Genomic DNA, 23,777 nt, shown 5'->3' on the forward strand with positions numbered 1-23,777 from the left:
GTGGCCTGTGGGGTGCGCGGTGCGTGCACCCTGGGTGCATGCACTGCGCGGCCGGACCGCCGGGGCCCGGACCTCAGGGCAGCGTGAAGCTCACGCGTTGGGCGATGAGCACGCCGTCGACCACATGGTCGCCGACGACGGTCACGCGCTTGCCGTTGCCCAGGTCTGCGGCGGTGCCGTTTTCGAAGATGGTACCGGAGCCGCTGGCATCCACGCGCTGGCCGCGCACGGTGAAGTCGGCGGCCGACCGGTAGCCGCCGATGGCGCCGATCACGGTGAACGACACGGGCCCGCCGGTGCCGGGCACGTGGCGGATGCGCAGTTTCTTGACCACGAGCACCTGGCTCGAGAGGAAACCGTCGACCTCGACCTTCACGCCGTTGCCGATGGAGCCGCTGGGCCCGCCGGTGATCTGGGCGTTGCGCGCGTCGATCTTGTTGCCCAGCACGCGGAAGTCGCCCAGCGCGGCGAAGTCGGTGACCACGCCGGCCAGCTGCAGCGCGATGCCGTCGGCCGAGGGAATGGCGTACCAGCCCTGCACCTGGGTGGCGGTGAAGCGGCCGGCGGCCGGTGCCGCCGTGCCGCGCACGCGCACGAGGGCGCCGTTGGCCAGGCTCGCGGCATCGATGCCGGGGCCGAAGGCAGCGCCGCCGAAGTCGACGGTCAGCAGGCCGAGGGTGAACTGCTGGCCGCCGCGGTCGAGGTTCTGCACGGTGCCGGTCGCCAGCGGGGCGGTGGTGGCGGGCGCCACCAGCACGCGCGTGGCGCGCAGGATGCCCGGCGCGGCGGGCAGGCCCCACACCTGCACCACGGCGCCGTCGACGAGGTCGCCGGTGCCCTTGGCGTCGCCCCAGACGGTGGCGTTGTCGGTGGTCACGCGGGCGCCCATGACGGTGAAGCTGCCGTCCTTCAGGTCGATGGCCGACACGGCGCCGCGCAGCTCGGCGGCCGAGACGACGGTGGCGGCGATGCCGCTGGTGAAGTTGGCGTCGACCTTGCCGGCGATGCGCGCGCTCATGCCGATCTGCAGCTCGGTGGTGTCCTCGAGGCTGAAGGTGGCGCTGTCGGTGTTGTAGCGCAGGCCGTTGAGGATCACGCTGCCCAGGCCATCGGCCGCGCCGATGCCGGCGGCGTCCGCGGTCACGCCGGTGCCGCCGGAGCCCACGCCCGAGCCGTCGCCGTTGGTGTTGCTGGCGGTGCTGTCGCTGCCGCCGGCGTTGCCCGTGCCGTTGCTGCCGCCGGAGCCTGCGGCGTCACCCGAACCGGCGCTGCCGTCGCCGCCACCACCGTTGCTGCCGGTGCCGTTACCGGTGCCGGTGGCCGTCGTGCCGGGCACGCCGAAGCCTGTCGTGCCACCGCCACCGCCACCGCCGCCGCCTCCGCAGGAGAGAAGCAGGGCCATGGCGCCCGCAATCAGCAGGCCGCGCGCCAGTCGCAAGGAGGGGGAGATCGTGGTCATCGGGCAGGCTCGTTGTTCTTTGGCGCGCGAGGGGCGGGCGCGCCTTCTTCGTCTTCGTAGTACGTGTAGATGCCGACGCGGATGCGGGCCTTCGTGGTGGCCTTGGCCTCGGGGGGCACGCGGTCGACGGCCTCGGTCATCTCGCGGGCCAGCTCGTGGTGCAGGACGGCCCAGCGCTCGCGCACGAGGCGCTCGATGGCCGTGCAGTCGGCCAAGGAGAGCCCGCGCGCGTACACGGCGCGCTCGAGCATGCGGGGCTTGTCGCCCAGGGTGTTGGAGACGGCGGCCAGCAGGTGGTCGCGGCCGTTGTCGCCCAGGAAGGCGAGCATCGATTGCAGGTCTTCCACCGGCACGAAGCCGTCGGCCGTGAGTTCGGCGTTGCCGTCGCTCTCGGCCACCATCTGCAGGCGCACCAGCTCGTCGAGGATGGTGCGGTGGTGCACGTTGCCCCGGCTGGCCAGGCGGGCCACGCGCTCGAACGACGGCCCGTCACCCTCGGTGACGACGGGCAGGCGGCGCAGGGTGTCGTCGTCGGTGGTCATCTGTAACCACAACGTAAAAGTCTTGGCCGCCGCTGACAGCTCGGTGTGGGGCAGCGGATCGACGGTGGCGCGGACCTTGGCGGTGACGACCTTGCGGTTCAGCCCGGTGGTGACCGAAATCTGGCTGAGGTTGGGTTTGGTCACGCCCTGGCCGCGCCAGGTGCGCTGGGCTTCCTCGATGAGCAGGTCGCGCAGCAGGGCTTCGAGGTGCGGGTGCTTGACGCCCATGGCCAGCGCCAGCCGGACCACGGGCCTGAGGATGCGAGCGCAGGCGGCAAGGGCCCAGTCCAGCCGGTGTTCCATGAATGCGGGAGCGTTGTTCCTGGTGAAGGTCGTCGAGGCAAGAAAGGCGGGACCGGCGCCCGGGCTTGCCACAGGGCCCTATTGTCGTTGGTCCGGTGGACCCGCTCGGCCGGGTCAGGTCGCGGCGCAGGTGCCGCCGCTCGACCGGGTGACGGTGGTGCGTCCCGTGGCGCTGATGCTCACGGCGCGCGATGGGTCGGCGCTCGGGGTGGCGCGGCAGATGGTGATGCGGCTCTGGCCCGCGCCCAGGCCGGTGGCCTGGAACACGACGGCGCTGGCGCCGCCGGCCTCGCGCAGCCGGTAGCCGCTGGCGGCCGCGGGCTCGACGCGCAGCACCTGCGTGTCGCTGCGCACGATCCAGCCGGCTTCCCACTGGCCGTTGGTGCTGCAGCTGGTGCCGTCGGCCGAGGCGCACAGGGTGATGGGGGCGTTGCGCTTGATGGCCTCGCTGCGCGCCAGCTGGGTGCCCGCGACCAGCGCGGCGGCGTAGCTGCTCAGCCGCGTGGACAGCCGGATACTGTCGAACGAGGGCACGGCGATGGCGATCAGCACCACCAGCACGGCCAGCGTGACCATCAGCTCGATGAGCGTGAAGCCGCGCGCATGGGCGCGTGCTGGGGCAGGACGAACGTTGCGCATGCGGAACGGCTCGGCGTTTACTTCTGGATGAACCAGTAGACCCGGCCCTTGGGCTGCTTGAACGCGGCCTTGGGCGCGGTGCCCTTGGGGCTGAGGAAGGAGTCGGGGTTGGCGCCGATCACCACGTCGCGCATGCCGCCGCTGTCGAGCTGGACGCGGCCCACGACGGGCGTGGGCGCGAGGCCGCCGCCCACCACGTTCTGGAAGCGTCCGTTGGTGCCCTGGGCGGCCGCGTTGACGTACGACACGTTGTAGACCCGCGCGGTGCCGAGGTCGGCGCGGCACGACTGCGTGTTGGGATTGGTGGGCGTGTGGGTGTTGAAGGTGGTGGTGCCGTAGGCGGTCACCGAGCCGGTCACGACCTGTTCGCCGGCGGCGAGCCCGAGGTACCAGCCCTTCCTGGTGGCGAGGTCGGAAGAGGTCGGCGTGCTGGCGTCGGTGATGGCCTGCAGCGAGGCGTGGCACAGCAGCCCGTTGCCGGTGCCGCAGCGGTCGACCTCGCTGGTCAGCCAGGTGGCGTCGGTGGGCTTGTCGACCAGCATGTAGAAGCGGTTGGCCACGCCGAGCGCGGCGCTGTAGTAGCGCAGCGGCTTCTCGCGGTCGCCCGAGCCCAGCAGCACGACGTAGGCGCCGTTGTCGGTCACCACGTCGGGGCCGAACATGAACTTGCGGTTGGGCGTGCAGGTGGTCACGGTGTCGCAGCCGAGCGAGGCGATCTGCGTCATGGTCCAGGCGGACGGCGCCGCGCTGCCGATGGCGATGCGGTACACGTTGCCGCCCAGGTCGGCGGCATAGGCGATCTTGGCGACGCCGAGCGTGTCGGTGACCACCGTGACTTCGCCGGCCACGGGCCGCGCGGTGGTGAACACCTGGAGCTGCGCGCCGGTGTCGGCGTCGAGCACGTAAATCCGGTTGCCCTTCACGCCGGTGCCGCAGGCCTGGGCGGCGGTGCTGGCGTCGACGTCTTCGCACTTGTCGTAGCCGCCACCGAAGACCAGCACCGGGCTGTTGCCGCTGCCGTAGCCGCTGGCGCGCAGCACCTTCGGCGCCGACCAGGTCTGGCCGATGCCTTCGAAGCCGGTGTCGCAGCCGGTGTCGTCGTTCTGGTTGGGGCAGCCCTTGCGCCACTTCAGCGTGGGTGCGGCGGGCGACGAGACGTCGAAGGCGTACACCAGCCGGCCGCCGCGGCGCATGCTGGCGTAGAGCCAGGCGGTGCTGCCCTGGCGGTAGGCCGCGACCGCGCCGTCCATGCCGTAGGGCTTGGGTGCCACGGCGCCCACGCTGACGGGCAGGCCGGGGAAGTTGACGCGCGTGGTGTTGTCGTACAGCCGCTTGAGGCTGCCGTAGAACTCGGGCGGCATGAACGACCACAGCTCGGAGCCGGCCGCGGCTCCGCCGATGGCCGTGTTGCGGTTGCCGTTGATGGCGCGCAGCACGCCGTCGTTGCCGCCGTAGAACACCACGACCTGGGGCGCGGCGTCGGTGCCGTAGTTGATGGCCACCGGGCGCGAGTGCACCACGTCGCCGTGCACCGAAGGCCGCATGGCGCTCGAGGGCACCGGGTTGCCCTGGGCGTCGGGCTTCTCGTCGCCCTTGTTGTCCAGGCCGCGCGCCCAGTTGATGAGTTTGGTGCGGTCGGCGGTTGCGGCGACACCGAGTGCGGCCATGGTGATGGCCGTGTTGCCGTCGTCGAAGGTGGTGAGCGCGGTGCAGCTGCCCGCCGCACAGGTCTTCATGTTGCGCACGGCCGGCACGACGCCGCGCAGCATGTAGCCCTGCGCGCCTTTTTCCACCACGTTGCCGTCGGGGCTGTCCGCGGCTTCCTTCTTGAGGCAGTCGCCGGACGGCCGGAAGCTCCAGTAGGCGTCGCTGTCGCTGGCGGCCGGTGTCCAGAAGCTGCGCGCGCAGGGCGCGATGAAGCCGGTCTGGTTGTTGACCGCGTTCTTGTCGTCCGCGTCCTGCAGGATCAGCTGGCTGCTGCTGTCCAGCCCGAGCTTGTACTGCTTGAGGTTGCCGTTCCAGCGCGGAAAGGCGTTCTCGTCGGGGCGGAACATGCCGACGAACACCTGGTTCAGGTAGGTGCCCTGGGTGTTCACGCTCACCGGCAGGCTCACGGAGGAGAACACGCTGTTGACCGACTGGATCTTGCTGAAGATGTCGTCCAGCGCCTCGCCGAGCGCAGCGCCCAGTTGGGGCTTGGTCGTGAGGTCGTAGTACTCGCCCTTGCTCTGCGTGGCCATGCTCTGCAGCAGTGCGCTCCAGCCCGGGCCCTGGCCCTGCGTGGCCTTGGCGGCCTCGATGGTGTAGACCTTCACGCCCATGCTGGTCTGCAGGAAGCGCGCCCATTCGTCGGCCATGCTGTCCTGCGAGCCGCTGGGGGTGAGCGTGATCTGCGTCGTGTCGCCGCCGGCGGCGCGCAGGGCGTCGCTGGAGAGCTTGCTGTCGTTGTTGTTGTCCTGTGCCGCGCCGTTGCTGATGTAGATGACGAAGGTGCCGACGCAGTTCTCGGTGCTCGGGCCGACGTAGGTGCTGGCGTTGACGCTGGCCAGGGCGTTGCGCGTGAGCGCGTAGATGGCCTTCGAAGCCGCGGTGCCGCTCACGTTGCCGGTGTAGTCGGCCTTGACCTTGCCGTTGCCGGCGATGGGTGCGGCGCTGGCCAGGTAGCGGTAGACCTCGGCCATGGTCTTGCCGGCCTTGCCGCCATTGGACTTGTCGCCGAGCTTGTCGAGGCTGCGGATCATGGCGCCGTACTTGAGCTTGGTGCCGTCGTCGAGCGTGCGCACCGCGGCGCGCACGTAGCCGCCGTCGCTGTTCGAGTTGCCCTGGCCGGTCTCGGTGAACATCATCAGGCCGACCTTGAACTTGTCGGCTTTCAGGCTTTCGAAGGCGTTGGCGAGCGCGGTGAGTTCGGCCGTGAAGGGCTGGTTCCAGTTGGCCGTGTTGTCCAGCACGAACAGCACGTTCGGGGCCTGCGTGGCGCTGGGGTTGTAGCCCACGAAGAGGTCGATGTCCTCCGCCTGCGCGGCCTGCAGCGGCAACGCGAGCAGCACGGCGGCCCACAGCGTGGTGAGTAGTTTCCTTGTCATGGCGGGGACCCGTTCATCGTCGTGGTTCAAGAGGGGGCCGCCGCGGGCGCGGCCGGCGTGGTGGGCGCCGGCGGCGCGCACAGCGCATCGAACTGCGCCTTGTTGAGCAGTGCCCGCACGCCCTGGCGCACGGAGGTCGAGATGCCGGTGGCGCCAGAGGTGACGTCGGTCACGGTGGTGCTGATGTCCCACACGGCGTTGTATTGGTCGGGCAGGGCGCCCAGGCCCGAGCCGCTGCTGGACGCGCCGCCGGTGATGCCGCCGGGACCCGTGCTGCCGCCGCCCCCGCTGTCGACCGCCTTGGTGGCGCGCACGCACACAGGCGGGGCGACGACGACCTTGTAGTCGTCCACGCCGTCGTTGTTGATGTCGACCATGCTCACGGTGCCCTGCGGCGGCGCGATCGACGGGGTGCCGTCGCTGCCGGGCACCAGCAGGCTGGCCGCGACTTCCTCGATCGCGCGGTTGGCGGCGGCCACGGCTTCGTTGCGGGTCTGCAGGTTGCCCACGGCCTTGAGGTTGGCGCCGCTGAGGTTGAAGGCGGCGGTGACCACGAGCGTGATCAGCAGCAGCATGATCATCCCGATGATCAGCGCGGCGCCGCGCTGGGTTGGGGTAGGGCGGCCGGCGTGCGCGCGTGGCTTCATGGCGTTTCCCTGCGGCCGGTGACGTTGGTCAGGCGCACGGTGGTCGCGAACGCGTGCCGCTTGTAGTGGTCGTTGAACGGCCCGAGCGTGGCGGCGCCCATCTGATAGGTGCGCGTGTCGGTGTGACCCGGCGAGATGGCGGCGGCGCGCGCCAGCACGTGCAGCTTCACGGCCACCACATTGACCAGCTGGTCGGCGGTGCAGGCCGAGGCGGTGCTGCAATGCACGAAGGCGCCGTCGGGGCTGCCGTCGCCGCGGTTGGACGGCGTCGACTTGTTCGCCGGGTCGGCCCAGGCGATGGCCTGGGCGTAGTTGACGGCGGCGCCGGTCTTGCTCAGCGTGTCCAGGCCGAGCTCGACGCGAAAGCCTTCGACGCCTTCGATCAGCGGCGTGGGCGGTTGCTGCGCGAGCGTGCCGCCCACCAGGTCGAAGCGCGAGCGCGACAGCGTGGGCACGCCGTCGCCCACGGCCTCGGCGTAGTCGCGCACGTAGTAGATGTCGGTCACCAGCTTGCGTTTGGGCGAAGGGGTGGTGCAGTCCTTGAGGAACATCTGGTCGAAGGCGCCGGTCGAGAGGTCGAACGACGAGGGCTTTTGCGTGCCGCACAGCGACGACTGGAAGTACATCGCGCCGGCCACGTCGGCGTCGCAGTGGGGTGTGCCGGGCAGGCAGGTGTCGGCGTGGCGCACCACGAGGACGTCGGTGTTGGCCTTCTTGTGCGTGAGCAGGTCGGTGCAGGTGGCGGGCACGCTGTCGTAGACCTGCACGGGCAGGTCGAGCAGCTGGCGCTTGTAGTCCTCGGTCCAGTTCGCGGCCGAGTAGGCCAGGCACGGGTCGGGCACGGCGCCGGTGGGCACGTGCGTGGGCGCGGCGCTGACGGTGAGGTCGTCGAACTCGGGCATGTAGTTTTCCCAGAAGCCCGCGTGGGAGATCTCGTTCTCGAGCACGAAGATGCTCAGGCGCCCGGTTTCGATCTGGCGATTGACGCGTTCCATCTCGCGCTGGGAGCCGCTCACGTTGAGGAACAGCGTGAGCAGCGCGGCCATCACGATGAGCATGATGGTGATGGCCACCATCAGCTCGATCAGCGTCAGCCCGCGCTGGGCGCGGCGTGCGGTGGGGTGCGGGCGCCTCGGGTTCATGAGAGCGAGCCGATGCGCACGAGCGTGGTCACGGTGCGGCGGCACAGGTCGTTGATGCACTTCGAACCGGTGCCGCCGTCGTAGAGGTCCTTGCCGCAGGCCACGCCGGCCGGCGGCGCCGAGATCGGTCCGAGGCCTTGCCAGGCGACGGTGACGAGGTACTCGTTATTGCCCATGTCTTCCACGCAGCCGCGCCCGCCGATCACGGTACCGAGCTTGTCGTTGCCCGAGAACTCGGCGGCGCCCTGCAGTGCGTTGCACCATTCCCTGGCGTCGATCTGTTGGCGCGTGCCGGTGCCGGTGGGGCAGGCATCGGTTCCGCCCAGCGGTGCGCTGGTCGCGTAGCTGGCCGCCACCCGGCGGTTGATGGCGATGCGGCTGGCCATGTCGTTGAGCAGGATCAGCGCCTGCGAGCGCTGGTACGACTCCATCTCGGAGGCCTGCAGCCGGGCCTGCAGGCCCACGAGGCCGAACAGGCCGAAGGCCAGCACGAGCAGGGTGACCAGCACCTCGATCAGCGTGGTGCCGCGCTGGTGCTGCAAGGTGGCGCTCACCATTTGTTGGCCGGCGTCTTCACGCCTTCGCTGGTGAGTCCGAGGTTGCCGTCGCTTTGCTGGTCGCCGATCGCGGTGAAGGTGATCGTGAAGGTGGGCGGGCCGGAGGCCTGAAGCGTGACGTCGTAGCTGTAGTTGCCGCTGACCTCGGGGGGCAGGCTGTAGCCGCTGGTGGTCAGTGCCGTCTTGTCGGCGTAGCTGCGGTTGGCAATGAGGAACTGCTGCTGCCGGTTGGCGATGTCCATCATCTGCGCCTGGGCCGCCGAACGCTTCGAACGGATGACGTACTGCCGGTAATTGGGCAGGGCGATCGACGCCAGGATGGCCACGATGGCCACCGTGATCATGACCTCGATCAATGTGAAGCCGCGGCTTGTGCGCGCCTGCGAATGCTGGGTCATCGTGGACTCGTCAGAGTTGTTTCACATTGTTAGTGAATGTGAATTTATCACATTTAACGTAAACACAAACGCTTCATGGCACCGACGATGCCGACCCCGCAAGATGGGTTTAGGGGTTATCCATTAGGCAATTCCACCCGCCCGGCCCGCGCAGTGCGACGGATGCGGCCCGGCGGCGGGCGGGGAACACTCGCCCGGTTCATATCGAGGAGACATCCGCATGCCCAACATTCGCCGCCATCTGGTGTGGCTGGCCGTGGCCGTGCTCGGCGCTTTTGCGCTGGGCACCGTCGCCCTGAGCCGGGGGGAAAGCATCAACGCCCTCTGGGTCGTGACCGCCGCGCTCTGCACCTACCTGATCGCCTACCGCTACTACAGCCTGTTCATCGCCGACAAGGTGCTGGGGCTGGACGCCAACCGCAAGACGCCCGCGCACCGTCACAACGACGGCCTGGACTACGTGCCGACCGACAAGAATGTGCTGTTCGGCCACCACTTCGCGGCCATTGCGGGCGCCGGCCCGCTGGTGGGCCCGGTGCTCGCCGCGCAGATGGGCTACCTGCCCGGTTTGCTGTGGGTGCTGGCGGGCGTGGTGTTCGCGGGGGCGGTGCAGGACTTCATCATCCTGTTCATCTCCACGCGCCGCGACGGCCGCTCGCTGGGCGACCTGGTCAAGCAGGAGATGGGCGTGGTGCCCGGCATGATCGCGCTGTTCGGCACCTTCATGATCATGATCATCATCCTGGCGGTGCTGGCCCTGATCGTGGTGAAGGCGCTGGCCGAATCGCCGTGGGGCAGCTTCACGGTCGCCGCGACGATTCCGGTGGCGCTGTTCATGGGCGTGTACCTGCGCTACATCCGCCCGGGCCGTATCGGCGAGGTGTCGGTGATCGGCTTCGTGCTGCTCATGGCGGCCATCTTCGGCGGCCAGTGGGTCAGCCAGCACCCGGTGTGGGGCCCGGCCTTCACCTTCGACGGCAAGGCGCTCACCTGGATGCTCGTGGGCTACGGCTTCGTGGCCGCCAGCCTGCCGGTGTGGCTGCTGCTCGCACCGCGCGACTACCTGTCGACCTTCCTGAAGATCGGCACGATCATCGCGCTGGCGATCGGCATCGTGGTCGTGATGCCCACGCTGCAGATGCCCGCCATCACGCAGTTTGCGCAGGGCAACGGCCCGGTGTGGTCGGGCAGCCTGTTCCCGTTCCTGTTCATCACCATCGCCTGCGGCGCCGTCTCGGGCTTCCACGCGCTCATTTCTTCGGGCACCACGCCCAAGATGCTCGACAACGAACGCCACGCGCGCTTCATCGGCTACGGCGGCATGCTGGCCGAATCCTTCGTCGCCGTGATGGCGCTGGTGGCGGCCTCGTGCATCGAGCCGGGCATCTACTTCGCGATGAACAGCCCGGGCGCGCTGGTCGGCACCACGGTGCAACAGGCCGCGGCAACGATCTCCGGCTGGGGCTTCGTGGTCACGCCCGAGATGCTGCTGCAGACGGCCAAGGACGTGGGCGAGACCACCATCCTCGGGCGCACCGGCGGCGCGCCGACGCTGGCCGTGGGCATGGCCCACATTCTTCACCAGGTGATCGGCGGGCAGGCCATGATGGCCTTCTGGTACCACTTCGCGATTTTGTTCGAGGCGCTCTTCATCCTCACGGCGGTGGACGCCGGCACGCGCGCCGGCCGCTTCATGCTGCAGGATCTGCTGGGCAGCTTCGTGCCCGCGCTCAAGCGCACCGACTCGCTGCCGGCCAACCTGATCGCCACCGCGCTGTGCGTGGCGGCCTGGGGCTACTTCCTGTACCAGGGCGTGGTCGATCCGCTGGGCGGCATCAACACGCTGTGGCCGCTGTTCGGCATCTCCAACCAGATGCTGGCCGCGGTGGCGCTGATGCTGGGGGTGGTCGTGCTGTTCCGCATGAAGCGCGAGCGCTACGCCTGGGTGGCGGCGGCGCCGGCCGTGTGGCTGCTGGCCTGCACGCTGACGGCGGGTTGGCAGAAGATCTTCTCGAGCGATCCGAAGATCGGCTTCCTGTCGCACGCCGCCAAGTACGCCGACGGCCTGGCCAACGGTGTGCTGATCGCGCCGGCCAAGACGCCCGAAGCCATGTCGCGCATCGTCTTCAACGACCGGCTCGACGCGGCGCTGTGCGCGCTGTTCATCTTCGTGGTGCTGAGCGTGCTGGTCTACAGCATCAAGGCCTGCCTGGCGGCCCGCGCGGCCAACCGGCCGACCACGCAGGAGACGCCGTTCGAGGCGATGGGCGCGGCCTCGTCCGCCGCCCACTGAACGAACGCAAGCACGCCATGGGCCTCGCCATGCCGGAAGCCGGGCGCTACATCGCCCGCTCGATCAAGCAGTCGCTGCGGCTCATGGTCGGGCTGCCCGACTACGACGTCTACCTGACGCACATGGCGGCCACCCATCCCGACCGGGCGCCGATGAGCTATGAAGAGTTCTTCCGCGAACGGCTCGAGGCGCGCTACGGCACGGGCAAGGGCCGCTGCTGCTGACGAGGCAGCGACTGACAGAGTGAAAGGGCGCACACGGTGCGCCCTTTTTTCGTTTCAGGAGGCGTCGAGGATCTGCGCCATCCGCAGCGCCGCCGGCGAGAGCGGCCGGTTCTTCAGCGCCAGCCGGTACAGCGGCCGCGACAGCACCGCGCCCGGCAGCTTCAGCTCGCGCAGCGTGCCCAGCGCGAGCATGTCGGCCACCACCACGCGCGGCAGCATCGAGACGCCGACCCCGCTGGCCACGGTGCGCGCAATGGCTTCGTTGCTCGCCATTTCCATCCACGGCGGCGCGTCGATGCCATGCGCCGCGCACAGCGCCTCGGTGGCCTGGCGCGTGCCCGAGCCGGGCTCGCGCAGGATCCAGTTCTGCCGGCCGAGCAGCGCGGCCGTCACGCCGCGCCGGGGCAGCGCGGCATCGGGCGGCGCGACGATGGCGAGCGGGTCGGTGGTCCATTCGCGCACTTCCACGCGCTCTTCGTCCACCCGGCCCTCGACCAGCGCGAGGTCGATGCGGCATTCGAGCAGCTGCTCGCACACCCACTGCGTGTTGCCGACCGTGACGCGCGGCACCACCGCCGGGTAGGCGGCGCAGAAGGCCGCGATCTGCGGCGGCAGCCAGTAGCTGGCCACCGTGGTGCTGGCGCCCAGCGTGAGGCTGCCGCGCTGCACGCCGACGCGCGCGCGCACGTCGTCCAGCGCCGCGCGCTCCATCGCGAAGATGCCGCGCGCATGTGTGAGCAGCGACGCGCCGGCCTCCGTGAGCCGGAAGCCCTTGCCCGCGCCGCGCTCGATGAGCGTCAGGTCGAGCTGGTGCTCCAGCTCACGGATGCCCTTGGACACCGCCGGCTGGCTGATCCACAGGCCCTCGGCCGCGCGCGAGAAGCTGCCCGCCTCGGCCACGGCGACGAACAGGCGCACCAGGTGCAGGTTGAGGGTCATAACTTAACTTCATGCATCGGTGAAGTTTATGTCTTTGACTCATGGGGTGTCGATTCCTAAGCTCGGGTCCATGTCCTCCCTTGCCGCCTCCCTGCCCTGTTTCTCCTTCGTTCGCCGCTGCGGCCCCGGCGTGTTGCTGTCTGCATTGCTGGCCGCCGCCGCCGCGCTGCTGGCCGAGTGGCCGCCGATGGTGCACCTGGGCCTGAGCGCGCTCACGCTGGCCATCGCGCTGGGCATGGTGGCCGGCAACACGGTGTTCCCCGCGGTGTCGCAGCGCACCGGCGCGGGCGTGGACTTTGCGCGCAGCGCCTTGCTGCGCGCGGGCATCGTGCTCTACGGCTTTCGCATCTCGCTGAGCGACATCGGCGCCGTCGGTTGGCCCGGCGTGCTGATCGCGATGGCGATGGTGGCGCTGACTTTCGGCCTCGCCGTGCGCATCGGCACACGCTGGTTGGGGCTCGACCGCGAGACCGCCGCGCTCATCGGCGCGGGCAGCGCCATCTGCGGCGCCGCCGCCGTGATGGCGACGCAGCCCGTGGTGCGCGGCGAAGAGCACAAGGTGTCGATCGCCGTCGCCACGGTGGTGGTGTTCGGCACGCTGTCGATGGTGGCGTACCCGCTGGTCTATCCGTACCTCGGGCTCACGGAGCATGCCTTCGGTCTCTTCGCGGGCTCCACCATCCACGAGGTGGCGCAGGTGGTCGCGGTCGGCGAGGCCGTCGGCCCGGGCGCGGCCAACGCGGCCGTGGTCGAGAAGATGCTGCGCGTGATGATGCTGGCGCCGTTCCTCATGGGTCTGTCGTTCCGCGTGGCGGCCTCGACGCCGGGCGCGGCGAGCCTGGGCGCGTGCTGGCGCCAGGTGCGCGTGCCATGGTTCGCGGTGCTGTTCATCGCCGTGAGCGCCGTGCATTCGCTCGACGTGCTGCCGCACGCACTCGTCGCCGGGCTCGTGCAGCTCGACACGCTGCTGCTCGCCACCGCCATGGCCGCGATGGGCCTGCGCACCAGCGCCGCGAGCCTGCGCAAGGCCGGGGCGCAACCGCTCAAGCTGGGGGCGCTGCTGTTCGTTTTTTTGACTGCCGGCGGCTATGCGGTGAACGCGGCCGTGCTGGCGATGTTCTGAACGAATTTCGCGCAGGGCTCAGGCGGCGCCTGAGGCGTCCTGCGTGAATTCCAGTTTCTCCTGCGCGCGCCTTCGCGGGACCATCGGTGCCACGCAACCCGTGGAGAAAAACCGATGTCATCCGAACTCAACCAGATCGCCAGTTGGTCGCTGCGCTGGCGCATCTTTCTGTCAGGCGCGCTGTGCCTCGTTGCCGCCATCGCTGCAGCGAAGCCTTTCGATGTGAACACCGATCTGCAGACCGAGCAGCGCTACCAGCTCGCCCTCGAAGCGCAGGCCGCACGCGACTACCGCACGATGCTCGAGCAACTGCGCCAGGCCGCCACCGAAGGCCATCCCGAGGCGCAGGAGATGCTGGGCATGGTGCTGTTGACGGGGCCCACGCTGTACGGCCCGGCCGTGAAGGCCGACCGCTGCGAAGCGCGCACGTGGATGCTGCGCGCCGCCGGGCAGGGCAGCGAAACGGCCAGGGTGCAATTGGCGTTTCTCAACAGGTTGCGCAGCGCGCCGTCCGGAAAGATCGCCTGCGGTTGATGGCGGGTGCGGTGCGGCCATACTCGGCGCTCCTTCATGAGCGCGCCGTTGCATGCCCACTCCTTCTCCCGCGGACCAACTCAGGCGCACCGTGTCTTCGCTCCTGTTCGTGCTCGCGCTCGCCGGGTGCACGGCAACAGGCAACAAGCCCGACGCGACTGTCACCCGGACCGCCGACGGGTACGAGGTCACGCTCTACGCCACCCGGGGCCTGATGGTGCATGACCCTGTGTCGCTGATCTTTCACCGCAGCTACGAACTCGAATCCCGCATCCGGGTGCCGTCGATCGAAGGGCGCGTCGACGCAGCCGACGCCTCGGTGTACGAGGTGAGCGAGTTCGACAAGGCGGCCGAGAAGAAGGCGCCTTCCAGGCACCCTCGCGACCTCCGGCTGCGGGAGCACTACGAGAAGGAGCGCAGGCCGCGTCTCACGGGCGCGCTCGTTTTCTCGGGCCACACGCTGACGGTCGACGTGCAGGCGGTGGGGCAGAACGGTTCGTCCCCGTATCCGTTCAACGGCACCTACCGTCTGAAGACACGACAGTAGCGGCGACGGCCGCCTGCGTCTCAGGTCGCCCAGATGCGCGGCGTGGCCGCGGGCAGTTGCCACAGCTCGCTGCGCCACGCCTGCCAGACCTGCCGCAGCAGCTGCATCGCGGGCTCGACCACCGGCGCGAGCACGCGCAGCACCACCACTTCCGCATGCGGGCTGGTCGCGCCCGCGCTCTCGTGCAGTTCGTGCACGTCGAGCAGCCCGCGCGCCTGCGCCAGCAGGGCCTCGCGCCGTGCCTTGGCCATCGGCGAACCCGCCACGACGAACAGCGAGGCCAGGCAGCGGTGGCCGCCCAGGCCCAGCGGGCTTTGCAGCAGGCGGTGGTCGCTCGCGTCGATGCGCCCGCGTTCCAGCCACACGCCGGGGGCCTCGATGTGCTGCAGGTAGGTGCCGCGTTCGAAGGGCTGGTGGGCGTTGGGCAGGCCGAGCGCGCACACGTCCCAGCCGATCATCTCGGCGCCCGGTGCGACCTCGAGCGTGAGCCGGTTCTCGGCCTGGCAGCCGCTGTAGCAGATGGCTTCGAGCGGGAGCCATTCGAGCCGCGCGCCCGGTGCAAGGCGGATGCGCGTGCGCTGCAGCGCGGTCTCGCCTTCGGAGCGGTAGAAGCGCGAGGCGCCGGGCGTGGTGATCAGGCCGTGGCTGCCGTCGGCGGCCTCGATGTCGATATCGAGCGTGTCGCCGCCCACGAGGCCGCCGGGCGGGTGCACCAGCACGTTGTGGCACACGGCATCGCCCTCGGGGTAGAGGCTCTGCAGGATGCGCAGCGGGCCGTCGTGGCGGAAACGGGCGACGCTGCGGTCGGCTTCTTTTTGGTAGGCGAGGTGGAGACGGGCGTGCCAGGGCATGCGGCGAGTCTAGTGCGCCGGCTCAGGTCTTCCAGGCGCCGTCGTGCGCGGCAGCCGCTTCATCGATGAGCGCAGGCCCGATGCACTCGATCGGATGCGGCGACGCACGGAACACATCGCGGCACGACAACTCCGCATCGCGCTGGTCCTGCCGTTCGCCACGGAACACGCGCAGCCGCTGCGCGTCGATGCCGAACACCACGCGGCCGATGTTCGACCAGAAGATCGCGCCCGCGCACATCACGCACGGTTCGCCCGAGGCATAGAGCGTGGCGCCGGCCAGCTCCTCGCGCGTGAGGCCGCGGCCGGCCAGTGCGCGCAGTGCGTTCACTTCGGCGTGGGCGGTGCAGTCGCCGGTTTCGGCATTGATGTTCGCGGCCTCGGCCAGCACTTCGCCGGCGGCCGAGACGATGACCGAGCCGAAGGGTCGGTTGCCGCGTCGGCGCGCGGCGTGCGACCACACGATGGCCTTGCGCAGGTAGCGGCCGTCGCGCTCGTCGAGCGTGGTTTCTTCGGGGAGGGTGGGAATGGAAGGGTCAGGAAGGTTCATGCCTTGGGTGCGGGAAGAAGGCGCTCGCTGCGCGCCGGCAGCATCGCGCCGTTGAAGAGGGCATCGGCCGAAGGCCGCATCTTGAGGCCGAAAGTGTCGGCCACCTCGTCGACCTGCTGTTCGAGCGTGAGCTTGCGGATGTCGCCCAGCCCGTGGCCGCGCGTGTCCGCCGCGCCCACGTACTGCGCCGTGAGGCCCCAGCGTTCGAGTTCGACCTTCTCGTCCAGGATCGGTTCGCGCTGGCGCATGGCCGCGATGCTGGGCACGGGGTTGGCAAAGGTCTCGACGATGGCGCGGTTGGTGGCGCGCAAGAAAGCCGCCACCACCTTCGGGTTCTGCGCGATGAGGTTGCTGCTCGCCAGGATCGCGTTGCCGTACAGGTTGACGCCCGCATCCGAATACTTGAGCACCGAGAGCTCGTCGGCCTTCATGCGCGCGAAGAGCGAGACGGCCGAATCGTGGAAGTAGGTGGCGGCATCGACGTCGCCGCGCACCATCACGTTGTCGCGCGCGCTGAAGTCGGTGGTCTGCCACTGGAAGGCGTCGCCGCGCATGCCTTGTTTGCGCGCCACCATCGGCCACGCGCGGCGCGTGGACTCGACGGCGGCGGCCGCCACCTTCTTGCCGGTGAGGCTCTTGAAGTCGCTGGTCACGCCGCGGTCCTTGCGCCCGATGATCACGAACGGTGCACGGTTGTAGTACTGGTACACGGCCTGCACCACCGGCGTGCCCGGGTTCTGTGCGTTGAACTCGACCAGCGAGCTGATGTCGCCCAGGCCCAGCTGGTAGACGCCGCTGGCGATGCGGGTGATCGACGCGACCGAGCCGGCGCCGGTGTCGATCGTCACGTCCAGCCCCTCGTCGCGGTAGTAGCCCTTGGCCTGCGCCAGGAAGAGGGGCGCGGTCTGGCCGTTGATGCGGAAGTCGAGCGTGAACTTGAGCGGTGTGAGCTTGCCGCCCTGCGCGAACACGGCAGGGGCGGCGAGGGTGGCGGCAGCGGCGGCAAGAAAGGATCGGCGTTGCATGGTGGGGCCTCGGAGTCGGTGGTCTTGACGGATGCCTCCCACCGCGGGCGGGAGGCGCCTCAAGAGCAATTTCCGGGCGGGCGCACGGGGTTGGTGCGTGCGCTGCTGAACGCTTCTACTCTTGCTCGCTGTCTTGCATGAGGCATGCCAGGGTGCGGCGCTCGGGCATCGCGGCGCGGGGCTTGGACGCGCGACAAGGGCGCGCCACAATCCGGGCGCGCTAATTGCAAGTCGATCGGCGCAGAGTAGAAGCGTTCAGCCTCGCGCATGCCTTTCGTCAGGCATGCCGACGAAGCAGGAAATTGCTCTTTCACGTTCGTTCCCCCACGCAACAACGAAGGAGTTCGCCCATGCTCGTCACCCGACAACCCGTCTTCCGCAAGTTCTGGCATGCCGTCATGCCGCTCACCGAACTGGCCCACGGCCCCAAGCCTTTTCGGCTGCTGGGCGAAGACATCGTTCTGTTTCTCGACGCCGACGGCCAGCCGGCTGCGCTGCGCGACCGCTGCTGCCACCGCACCGCGAAGCTCTCGAAGGGCTGGTGCGTGGATGGCGAAGGCAAGGCCTGCGGGCAGGGCGCGATCCAGTGCGGTTACCACGGCTGGACCTACGACCGCAGCGGCCAGGTGGTGCGCATTCCGCAGTACGAGCCCGACCGCAAGATCTCTCCCGAGTACAAGACCACGGCCTACCACTGCACCGCGCGCTACGGCTACGCCTGGGTGGCACTGGAAGAACCCATTGCCGACATCCCGGCCATTCCCGAGTTCGACGACCCGGGCTACCGCGCGATCTTCCAGTTCTACGAAGAGTGGCAGACCAGCCCGATGCGCGCGCTCGAAAACTCCTTCGACAACTCGCACTTCAGCTTCGTGCACCGCGCCACCTTCGGCGTGGCCGCAAGCCCGAAGCCGAGCAGGTACGAGCTGGTGGAAAACGAGTCGGGCTTCCATGCCGAGACGGTGATCGAAGCGACCAACCCGGTGAAGTTCCACGCGATCAGCGGAGTGACCGATGCGATCACCACGCGCCACATGCGCAATGCCTACTTCCTGCCGTTTGCGCGTCGGCTCGACATCGAGTACCCGAGCGGCATCCGCCACATCATCATCAACTGCTTCACGCCCATCGACGACGGGCGCATGCAGCTGTGCCAGTGGCTGTTCCGCAACGACACCGAGGCCGACTGCGCGGCGCAGATGCTGATCGACTTCGACGAGGAGATCACGCGCGAGGACAAGGACATCCTCGAATCGACCGACCCCGACGCGCTGGTCGACACGCGGCGGCGCGGCGTGGAGTACTCGATGGAGTCCGACCGGCCGGGCATGCTGATCCGCAAGCACCTGATGCAGCTGCTGGCCAGGCACGGCGAGGCGGAGGTGCACCGGGGCCTGACGATCCCGATCGCGAAGGCCGCCTGAACGGGCGGCGTTCAGGCCTTCACGAAGGCGCCGTGCAACCCCAGCGGCAGCGCGTAAGGCAGCGTCGCCTGCGCCACCGGCCCGGCGGCCAGGTGGTCGGCGGCGAAGCACGACAGCACTGTCCGCTGCCGAGCAAAGTCCAGCGCGGTGCCCAGCACCCAGCCGGGCTTCGCGCCGTCGGGCACGAAGACGTGCTCTTCCACGATGGCCTGCGCGCCGTAGCTGAAGCGCTGGCTGCGTCCGCTCTCGATGTCGGTGCGCGCGACGGCGCCGAAGCCGGGCACGTCGGCGCGCGTCTGCGTGGCGTGCAAGACCTGGCGGTGGCGCAGGCCGACGCGGCGCGGGTCGATGCGCGGGAACTCGGCTTCCAGCGGCAGTTCCCGCTGCGTGGCCTTGCCCGTTCCCAGGTCGAGCGTGGCGACGGTCAGGCGCGGTTCGTTGCGCCGCACGCGGCGCGCGCGCATCACCTCGCGGTTGCTGGTGAACACCGACTCGGCGTTCTGCGTGCGCACGTAGTCGATGTGGATGCGCGCACCGCGCGGCGTGTCTTCTTCCCACGCATTGCCGACGTGGAACAGGAAGCCGGCCGGCAGCTCCAGCAGCTGGCGCTTGTCCCAGTCCTGCTTGTCGACCACCAGCGCGCGCATGCCGAGTTCGGGCCGCCAGACGTGGGCGTCGAGAAAGCTCGCGCCGGCCTCCTTGCGCTTGCTGTCGTACACCAGCGGCGGCATGAGGAACACCAGGTGCCGCGCGGTCACGGCGAAGTCGTGGACCATGGGCAGCTCGGGCACCGGCACCACGGCCGCGCGGCGCAACGCGCCGCCGGGCGCGATCTCGTACAGCGCCAGCAGGCTCTGGCCCGAGCTCACGCCGAAGTTCCACACCGTGCCGTCCGGGTCGACCTTGGGGTGGGCCGAGAAGGGCATGCCCGCGAGGTCGGCGCGCCAGGTCTTCACGCCCAGCGTGTCGAGCGTGCGCGCGTCGATGCGCGTGGCCGAGCCGCCTTCCCACAGCGCCAGTACTTCGCCCTGCATCGGCAGCACGCTGGTGTTGGCGACGTTGATGGCGTCGGCCGAGGTGGGCGGCTCCACGTCCGGCGGCATGGTGCCGAAGGCTTCGGTGAGGTGGCGGCCGGCCTTCACCTCGGCCACGCGCTTGGGCGTGGCGACGTAGCGGCCCTGGTGGCGCACGTCGGCGCCTTCGATCACGAAGCGGTGCACCATGCCGTCGCCGTCGAACCAGTGGTGGTAGCGCTCGCCGCCCAGGTCGTGGCCGGCCGGGCCGATGCGAAACAGCGTACCGGCGACGGCGTCGGGAAAGCGCCCGCGCACGGTGGCGCGGGTCAACGGCAGGTCGCTCGGGGGCGTGGCGAAGCCGATCTTCCAGGGGGCATCGGCGGCTTCGAACTGGGCTTGCCAGTCGTCGGTGGTGCCGGCCGCGCGTGCGAGCGGGGCGAGCAGGGGCAGGGCGCCGGCCGTGGCCAGCAGGCGCAGGAGTTCGCGTCGTTCCATGGCCGTGTCTCCTCAGCGCAGGTGGATGACGGCTTGGGCGTCGGCGTCGATGCGCAGCGCCGCGGCCTCGAAGTCGGGCGCGCCGCGGTTGCCCTTGGCGTCGTTCGAGAAGCCGTAGCGTTCGATCGGCATGCCCACCAGGTTGGTGTCGAGCTTGCCGTTGCCGTTCTCGTCGGCGAACACGCGCAGCGCGTAGCGGCCCGGCGCCAGGTCGGTGAAGACGAAGCGAGCCTTGCCTTCGCGCAGGGGCGCGGTTTGCGAGGCTAGGGCCTTGCTCTCGGCGTAGCTGGCGGCGTCGTTGTACAGCGCGACGTAGAGCGTGGCGCCGGCGGCCGGGCCGTCGGCGATGCGCAGGTTCAGGTCCGCGGCCAGGGCGCCGAGCGGGGCGAGCGCGGCAGCGGCGATCAGGCCGCGCGCGGCGGGGCGGGAGAGGAAAGCGGGAAGGTGCATGGCAGGCCTCGTGGTGGGTGGAGGGCCCGACGATCCCGCAGTCGCCGGGCGGTGCCCAGCGTCATGCGACGGAATGCATGAATGCGCGCGTGAAATGCGCGCAGAAGGAGCGAACGCCGCGGCTCGAGAGAGGCCCGGCGCCGTGTCAGGCCTTGTCCTGCCCGTCCTTCGGCGCCTGCGCGGCGTCTTCGACCGCGTGCCCGGTGCCGACATGGCCCGAGTCCGCAAACAGGCTCCAGGCCGCCATGAACAGCGCCGCGATCACCGGTCCGATCACGAAGCCGTTGATGCCGAAGATCGCCATGCCGCCGATGGTGGACATCAGCACGATGTAGTCGGGCATCTGCGTGTCCTTGCCCACCAGCACGGGGCGCAGGATGTTGTCGACCAGGCCGATCACGAACACACCGATGAAGATCAGCACGCCGCCCTGCCAGAAGTGGCCGGTGGCCAGGTAGTAGATGGCCACCGGCCCCCAGATCAGCGCCGCGCCCACGGCCGGCAGCAGCGACAGGAAGGCCATCAGCACCGCCCACAGCAGCGCGCCCTGCACGCCCAGGAACCAGAAGGCCAGCCCGCCGATGGTGCCCTGCGCGATGGCCACGGCCACGTTGCCCTTCACGGTGGCGCGGATCACGGTGGTGAACTTGTTCAGCAGGTAGTGCGTGTGCGGCTTGGCCAGCGGCAGCGCGTCGCGCATGGTCTTCGACAGCGACGTGCCGTCGCGCACCAGGAAGTACAGCAGGTAGAGCATCACGAAGAAGCTCACCACGAAGTCGAAGGTGTTCTGCCCGATGGCCAGCGCCTGGCTGGCGATGAGCTGGCTGGCCTGGCCCGCGATGGCCGAGACGCGCGCCTGCCAGGCGGCCATGTCGCCCAGGTTGAAACGCTCCACGATGTTCAGCAGCCACTGCGGCGTGGCGTCCAGGATCTGCTGGAAGTAGGCCGCGAAGTTGATCTGGCCCGAGCGGATGCTCTGCGTGATCAGCGCCACCTCCTGCACCAGCGACACGCCCACCATCGCCAGCGGCAGGATCACGATAAAGAGGCAGATCGCCAGCGTGGACAGCGCGGCCACGTTGCGCCGGCCGGGCATCTTCTTGAGCAGCCACTTGAACAGCGGCGTGAACAGGATCGCCAGCGCCACCCCCCAGAGCACCGCGCCGAAGAACGGCATCAGCACCCACAGAAAGGCGACGGTGACAGCAGCAAGCAGGGCGAGGAAGACGCCGCGCTGGAGTTGGGGAGAGTTCATAAGTGTCTCGGACTGTAGCCGAGCCGGAACCCGCCGCCGTGTCAGCCGGCGCGCCCTTGTGCGATGCAGCAGGCTTGCCAAAGAAAAACGCCGCGGGCCTAAGGCCGGCGGCGTGTGTCAGCTACTCAATTGATAGCTGGCGGCGGCACAAATGCACAGCGCTAACGCTTGGCTGCGCGCGGCAACGCCACGGGTGCCAGCGTGGCGCGCAGCCGGCTCGGCGCATCGGGCTCGGTGGTGGCGTCGACCTCCAGCGCCCGTTCGACATTGCCGATGTGGTCGAGCATGAGCTGGCGCGCCTGCTCGATGTTGCCGGCCTCGAGCGCCTCAACGATGGCGCCGTGCTCCGCGCACGACTGCCCGGCCTCGTGCTTCGATTGGTAGAGCGTGGCCGCCAGCGTGGTGCGCGCCGTGAGGTCGCGCAGCACGTCGACCAGCAGTTGGTGGCCCATCTGCTCGGCCAGGCAGACATGGAAGTCGGCCAGCAGGAAGGCGCGCGTGGCGGCGTCGGCGCCTTCGATGGCGCGCTGCTCGTCGGCGATGTGGTCGCGCAGCTTGCGGATCACCTGGCCCAGCGGCCGGCCTTCGCTCGCGGCCAGGATGCCGGCCTCGACGATGCGGCGTGCCGAGAAGGCGTCGCGCGCTTCTTCGGCCGAGGGCTCCACCACGTACCAGCCGCGGCGCGACTGCACCTCGACGAAACCGCGCGCCTGCAGCTGCATCAGTGCCTCGCGCACCATGGTGCGGCTGACCGAGAAGTTCTCGGCCAGCGCCTGCTCGCCGAGCCGGTCGCCGGGCGCGAGCTTTTGCGCGAGGATGGCCTCGACGACGCGTTCGGCGATGGCGGTGGGGCTGACGTCGGCGGGCATTTTTTTCAGTGGGCGGTGGAAGCGGCGGTGCCGGTGTTTACCACGGGCGCCTCGGCCAGCGGCTCGTCGTCGGGCGAGTAGGTGCCGTTGAGCACCGCGTGTGCGCGCTCGCGGTCGATGTCGCCTTCCCACGCGGCGATCGCGACGGTGGCCACGCAGTTGCCGATCAGGTTGCCCAGCGCGCGGGCGATGCCCATGAACCAGTCGACCGACAGCACCAGCACCAGGCCGATGGCGGGAATCGCCGGAATCGCATGTAGCGTGGCGGCCAGCACCACGATGGCCGAGCCCGGCACGCCGTGCGCGCCCTTGGAGGTGACCAGCGCGATCGCCAGGATGGTCAGCAGGTCGGCCATCGAGATCGGCGTGTTGGTGGCCTGCGCAATGAACACGGCCGCCAGCGTGATGTAGATCGAGAACGCGTCGAGGTTGAACGAGTAGCCCGTGGGAATCACCAGGCCCACCGTCGAATCGCGGATGCCCATGCGGCGCAGCTTGGCCATGATCTGCGGCAGCACGCTGTCCGACGAGGTGGTGGCGAACACGATGGCCAGCTCTTCGCGCAGGTAGCGCAGCAGCTTCCACAGGCTGAAGCCCGACATGCGCATCACCAGCCCCAGCACCACGAACACGAAGATCAGCACCGCGCCGTAGAAGAGGGCGACCAGCATGCCCAGCTGCTTGAGCGAGCCGATGCCGTACTTGCCGACCGTGAAGGCAATGGCGCCCAGCACGCCCAGCGGCGCCAGCTTGATGATGATCCCCATGATCTTGAACAGCACCAGCGAGAGCGCATCGACCACCGCCGCCACCGGCGCGCCGCGATCGCCCAGCAGCGACAGCGCGCAGCCGAACAGCACCGCGAACAGCAGCACCTGCAGCACGTCGCCGGTGGCGAAGGCGGCGACCACCGTGGTGGGAATGAGCTTCATCAGGAACTCGACCGTGCCGCCGCTCGTGAGCTTGTCGGCGTTGGAGGCATAGGCGCTCATCGCGCTGGCGTCGAGCGTCTTGGGGTCGACGTTCATGCCCACGCCCGGCTCGAACACGAAGGCCAGCACCAGGCCCATCGCCAGCGCGATGGTGGTCAGCACCTCGAAGTAGATCAGCGCCTTCACGCCGACCCGGCCCACGCGCTTGAGGTCGCCCGCGCCGGCGATGCCGTGCACCACCACGCAGAACACCAGCACGGGAATGATCATCTTGATCAGCTTGATGAAACCGTCACCGAGCGGCTTGAGCTTGGCGGCGAACTCGGGGGCAAAGAGGCCGACGAGCACGCCGATCACCAGTGCGATGACCACCTGTCCGAAGAGCGATTTGGCAAAGCGAGGCATGGAAATCTCCTGTCGTTGTCGTGTCGAGGTTTTGCATGCAAGGATCGCTTTTTCTTGCATACAAGAACTGTA

23 protein-coding genes are annotated in these 23,777 nt (G+C 69.3%); 6 read left to right on the top strand and 17 right to left on the bottom strand.

The window, feature by feature from the left end:
- Window positions 1-73 precede the first annotated feature (73 nt).
- The 8 genes from AC3WQM_RS07050 to AC3WQM_RS07085 form a co-directional block, all read right to left on the bottom strand.
- On the bottom strand, window positions 74-1,459 hold the full coding sequence (locus AC3WQM_RS07050; RefSeq protein WP_492677501.1) for a DUF5666 domain-containing protein: 1,386 nt from the start codon (window positions 1,457-1,459) through the stop codon (window positions 74-76).
- Window positions 1,456-2,304, bottom strand: coding sequence for a DUF6502 family protein (locus AC3WQM_RS07055; RefSeq protein ID WP_492677503.1), 849 nt, complete (start codon window positions 2,302-2,304; stop codon window positions 1,456-1,458). The genes AC3WQM_RS07050 and AC3WQM_RS07055 overlap by 4 nt, the downstream gene beginning before the upstream one ends.
- Before the next feature lie 114 nt (window positions 2,305-2,418).
- Window positions 2,419-2,943: a GspH/FimT family pseudopilin gene (locus AC3WQM_RS07060; RefSeq protein ID WP_492677505.1), complete on the bottom strand. Its 525-nt coding sequence runs from the start codon at window positions 2,941-2,943 to the stop codon at window positions 2,419-2,421.
- A gap of 17 nt (window positions 2,944-2,960) precedes the next feature.
- Window positions 2,961-6,029 (bottom strand): pilus assembly protein, encoded by a 3,069-nt coding sequence (locus AC3WQM_RS07065; RefSeq protein WP_492677507.1) that lies wholly within the window; start codon window positions 6,027-6,029, stop codon window positions 2,961-2,963.
- Between the two features lie 26 nt (window positions 6,030-6,055).
- On the bottom strand, window positions 6,056-6,676 hold the full coding sequence (locus tag AC3WQM_RS07070) for a pilus assembly PilX family protein (RefSeq protein WP_492677509.1): 621 nt from the start codon (window positions 6,674-6,676) through the stop codon (window positions 6,056-6,058).
- Window positions 6,673-7,818 (bottom strand): PilW family protein, encoded by a 1,146-nt coding sequence (locus tag AC3WQM_RS07075; protein WP_492677512.1) that lies wholly within the window; start codon window positions 7,816-7,818, stop codon window positions 6,673-6,675. The genes AC3WQM_RS07070 and AC3WQM_RS07075 overlap by 4 nt, the downstream gene beginning before the upstream one ends.
- Window positions 7,815-8,375, bottom strand: coding sequence for a prepilin-type N-terminal cleavage/methylation domain-containing protein (locus AC3WQM_RS07080; protein ID WP_492677514.1), 561 nt, complete (start codon window positions 8,373-8,375; stop codon window positions 7,815-7,817). The genes AC3WQM_RS07075 and AC3WQM_RS07080 overlap by 4 nt, the downstream gene beginning before the upstream one ends.
- A complete protein-coding gene (locus AC3WQM_RS07085) occupies window positions 8,369-8,773 on the bottom strand; it encodes a type IV pilin protein (RefSeq protein WP_492677516.1) in 405 nt (134 codons plus the stop codon). The genes AC3WQM_RS07080 and AC3WQM_RS07085 overlap by 7 nt, the downstream gene beginning before the upstream one ends.
- Before the next feature lie 220 nt (window positions 8,774-8,993).
- On the opposite strand from AC3WQM_RS07085, the gene AC3WQM_RS07090 reads away from it, so the two are divergent.
- Window positions 8,994-11,066, top strand: a complete 2,073-nt coding sequence (locus tag AC3WQM_RS07090) for a carbon starvation CstA family protein (protein WP_095744137.1) — start codon at window positions 8,994-8,996, stop codon at window positions 11,064-11,066.
- Window positions 11,067-11,083: 17 nt separating this feature from the next.
- The gene (locus tag AC3WQM_RS07095; RefSeq protein ID WP_492677518.1) at window positions 11,084-11,290 is read left to right on the top strand and encodes a YbdD/YjiX family protein; all 207 of its coding nucleotides are present in this window, start codon (window positions 11,084-11,086) and stop codon (window positions 11,288-11,290) included.
- Between the two features lie 54 nt (window positions 11,291-11,344).
- Here AC3WQM_RS07095 and AC3WQM_RS07100 read toward each other — a convergent pair whose 3' ends face one another.
- Window positions 11,345-12,229, bottom strand: coding sequence for a LysR family transcriptional regulator (locus AC3WQM_RS07100; RefSeq protein ID WP_492677520.1), 885 nt, complete (start codon window positions 12,227-12,229; stop codon window positions 11,345-11,347).
- A 70-nt stretch (window positions 12,230-12,299) separates the two neighbouring features.
- On the opposite strand from AC3WQM_RS07100, the gene AC3WQM_RS07105 reads away from it, so the two are divergent.
- The 3 genes from AC3WQM_RS07105 to AC3WQM_RS07115 all read left to right on the top strand — a co-directional run bounded on the left by AC3WQM_RS07105 (window position 12,300) and on the right by AC3WQM_RS07115 (window position 14,433).
- Window positions 12,300-13,352: a YeiH family protein gene (locus AC3WQM_RS07105; RefSeq protein ID WP_492677522.1), complete on the top strand. Its 1,053-nt coding sequence runs from the start codon at window positions 12,300-12,302 to the stop codon at window positions 13,350-13,352.
- Window positions 13,353-13,466: 114 nt separating this feature from the next.
- A complete protein-coding gene (locus AC3WQM_RS07110) occupies window positions 13,467-13,886 on the top strand; it encodes a sel1 repeat family protein (RefSeq protein ID WP_492677524.1) in 420 nt (139 codons plus the stop codon).
- Window positions 13,887-13,977: 91 nt separating this feature from the next.
- Window positions 13,978-14,433: a hypothetical protein gene (locus AC3WQM_RS07115; protein WP_492677526.1), complete on the top strand. Its 456-nt coding sequence runs from the start codon at window positions 13,978-13,980 to the stop codon at window positions 14,431-14,433.
- Window positions 14,434-14,453: 20 nt separating this feature from the next.
- Here AC3WQM_RS07115 and AC3WQM_RS07120 read toward each other — a convergent pair whose 3' ends face one another.
- From AC3WQM_RS07120 to AC3WQM_RS07130, 3 genes are read right to left on the bottom strand one after another with little or no spacing between them, the layout of a single operon-like run.
- Window positions 14,454-15,284 carry an urease accessory protein UreD gene (locus AC3WQM_RS07120; protein WP_095744141.1) on the bottom strand — a complete coding sequence of 277 codons (831 nt, stop codon included), beginning with the start codon at window positions 15,282-15,284 and terminating at the stop codon, window positions 14,454-14,456.
- A gap of 22 nt (window positions 15,285-15,306) precedes the next feature.
- Window positions 15,307-15,834, bottom strand: a complete 528-nt coding sequence (locus tag AC3WQM_RS07125) for a nucleoside deaminase (RefSeq protein WP_492677528.1) — start codon at window positions 15,832-15,834, stop codon at window positions 15,307-15,309.
- A complete protein-coding gene (locus AC3WQM_RS07130; protein WP_492677530.1) occupies window positions 15,831-16,859 on the bottom strand; it encodes an ABC transporter substrate-binding protein in 1,029 nt (342 codons plus the stop codon). Before AC3WQM_RS07130 ends, AC3WQM_RS07125 begins: the two co-directional genes overlap by 4 nt.
- 350 nt (window positions 16,860-17,209) lie before the next feature.
- On the opposite strand from AC3WQM_RS07130, the gene AC3WQM_RS07135 reads away from it, so the two are divergent.
- Window positions 17,210-18,283, top strand: a complete 1,074-nt coding sequence (locus AC3WQM_RS07135; RefSeq protein WP_492677532.1) for an aromatic ring-hydroxylating dioxygenase subunit alpha — start codon at window positions 17,210-17,212, stop codon at window positions 18,281-18,283.
- A gap of 11 nt (window positions 18,284-18,294) precedes the next feature.
- Here AC3WQM_RS07135 and AC3WQM_RS07140 read toward each other — a convergent pair whose 3' ends face one another.
- The 5 genes from AC3WQM_RS07140 to AC3WQM_RS07160 form a co-directional block, all read right to left on the bottom strand.
- Window positions 18,295-19,794, bottom strand: coding sequence for a carotenoid oxygenase family protein (locus tag AC3WQM_RS07140; RefSeq protein WP_492677534.1), 1,500 nt, complete (start codon window positions 19,792-19,794; stop codon window positions 18,295-18,297).
- 12 nt (window positions 19,795-19,806) lie between these two features.
- On the bottom strand, window positions 19,807-20,244 hold the full coding sequence (locus AC3WQM_RS07145) for a DUF2141 domain-containing protein (protein WP_159278020.1): 438 nt from the start codon (window positions 20,242-20,244) through the stop codon (window positions 19,807-19,809).
- Window positions 20,245-20,389: 145 nt separating this feature from the next.
- Window positions 20,390-21,499 (bottom strand): AI-2E family transporter, encoded by a 1,110-nt coding sequence (locus tag AC3WQM_RS07150; RefSeq protein WP_492677536.1) that lies wholly within the window; start codon window positions 21,497-21,499, stop codon window positions 20,390-20,392.
- A gap of 161 nt (window positions 21,500-21,660) precedes the next feature.
- The gene (locus AC3WQM_RS07155) at window positions 21,661-22,368 is read right to left on the bottom strand and encodes a GntR family transcriptional regulator (RefSeq protein WP_192195479.1); all 708 of its coding nucleotides are present in this window, start codon (window positions 22,366-22,368) and stop codon (window positions 21,661-21,663) included.
- A 5-nt stretch (window positions 22,369-22,373) separates the two neighbouring features.
- Window positions 22,374-23,705 carry a C4-dicarboxylate transporter DctA gene (locus AC3WQM_RS07160; protein WP_492677538.1) on the bottom strand — a complete coding sequence of 444 codons (1,332 nt, stop codon included), beginning with the start codon at window positions 23,703-23,705 and terminating at the stop codon, window positions 22,374-22,376.
- Between the last annotated feature and the right edge of the window lie 72 nt (window positions 23,706-23,777).

The organism is Variovorax sp. FW301-JW7 (assembly GCF_058788795.1).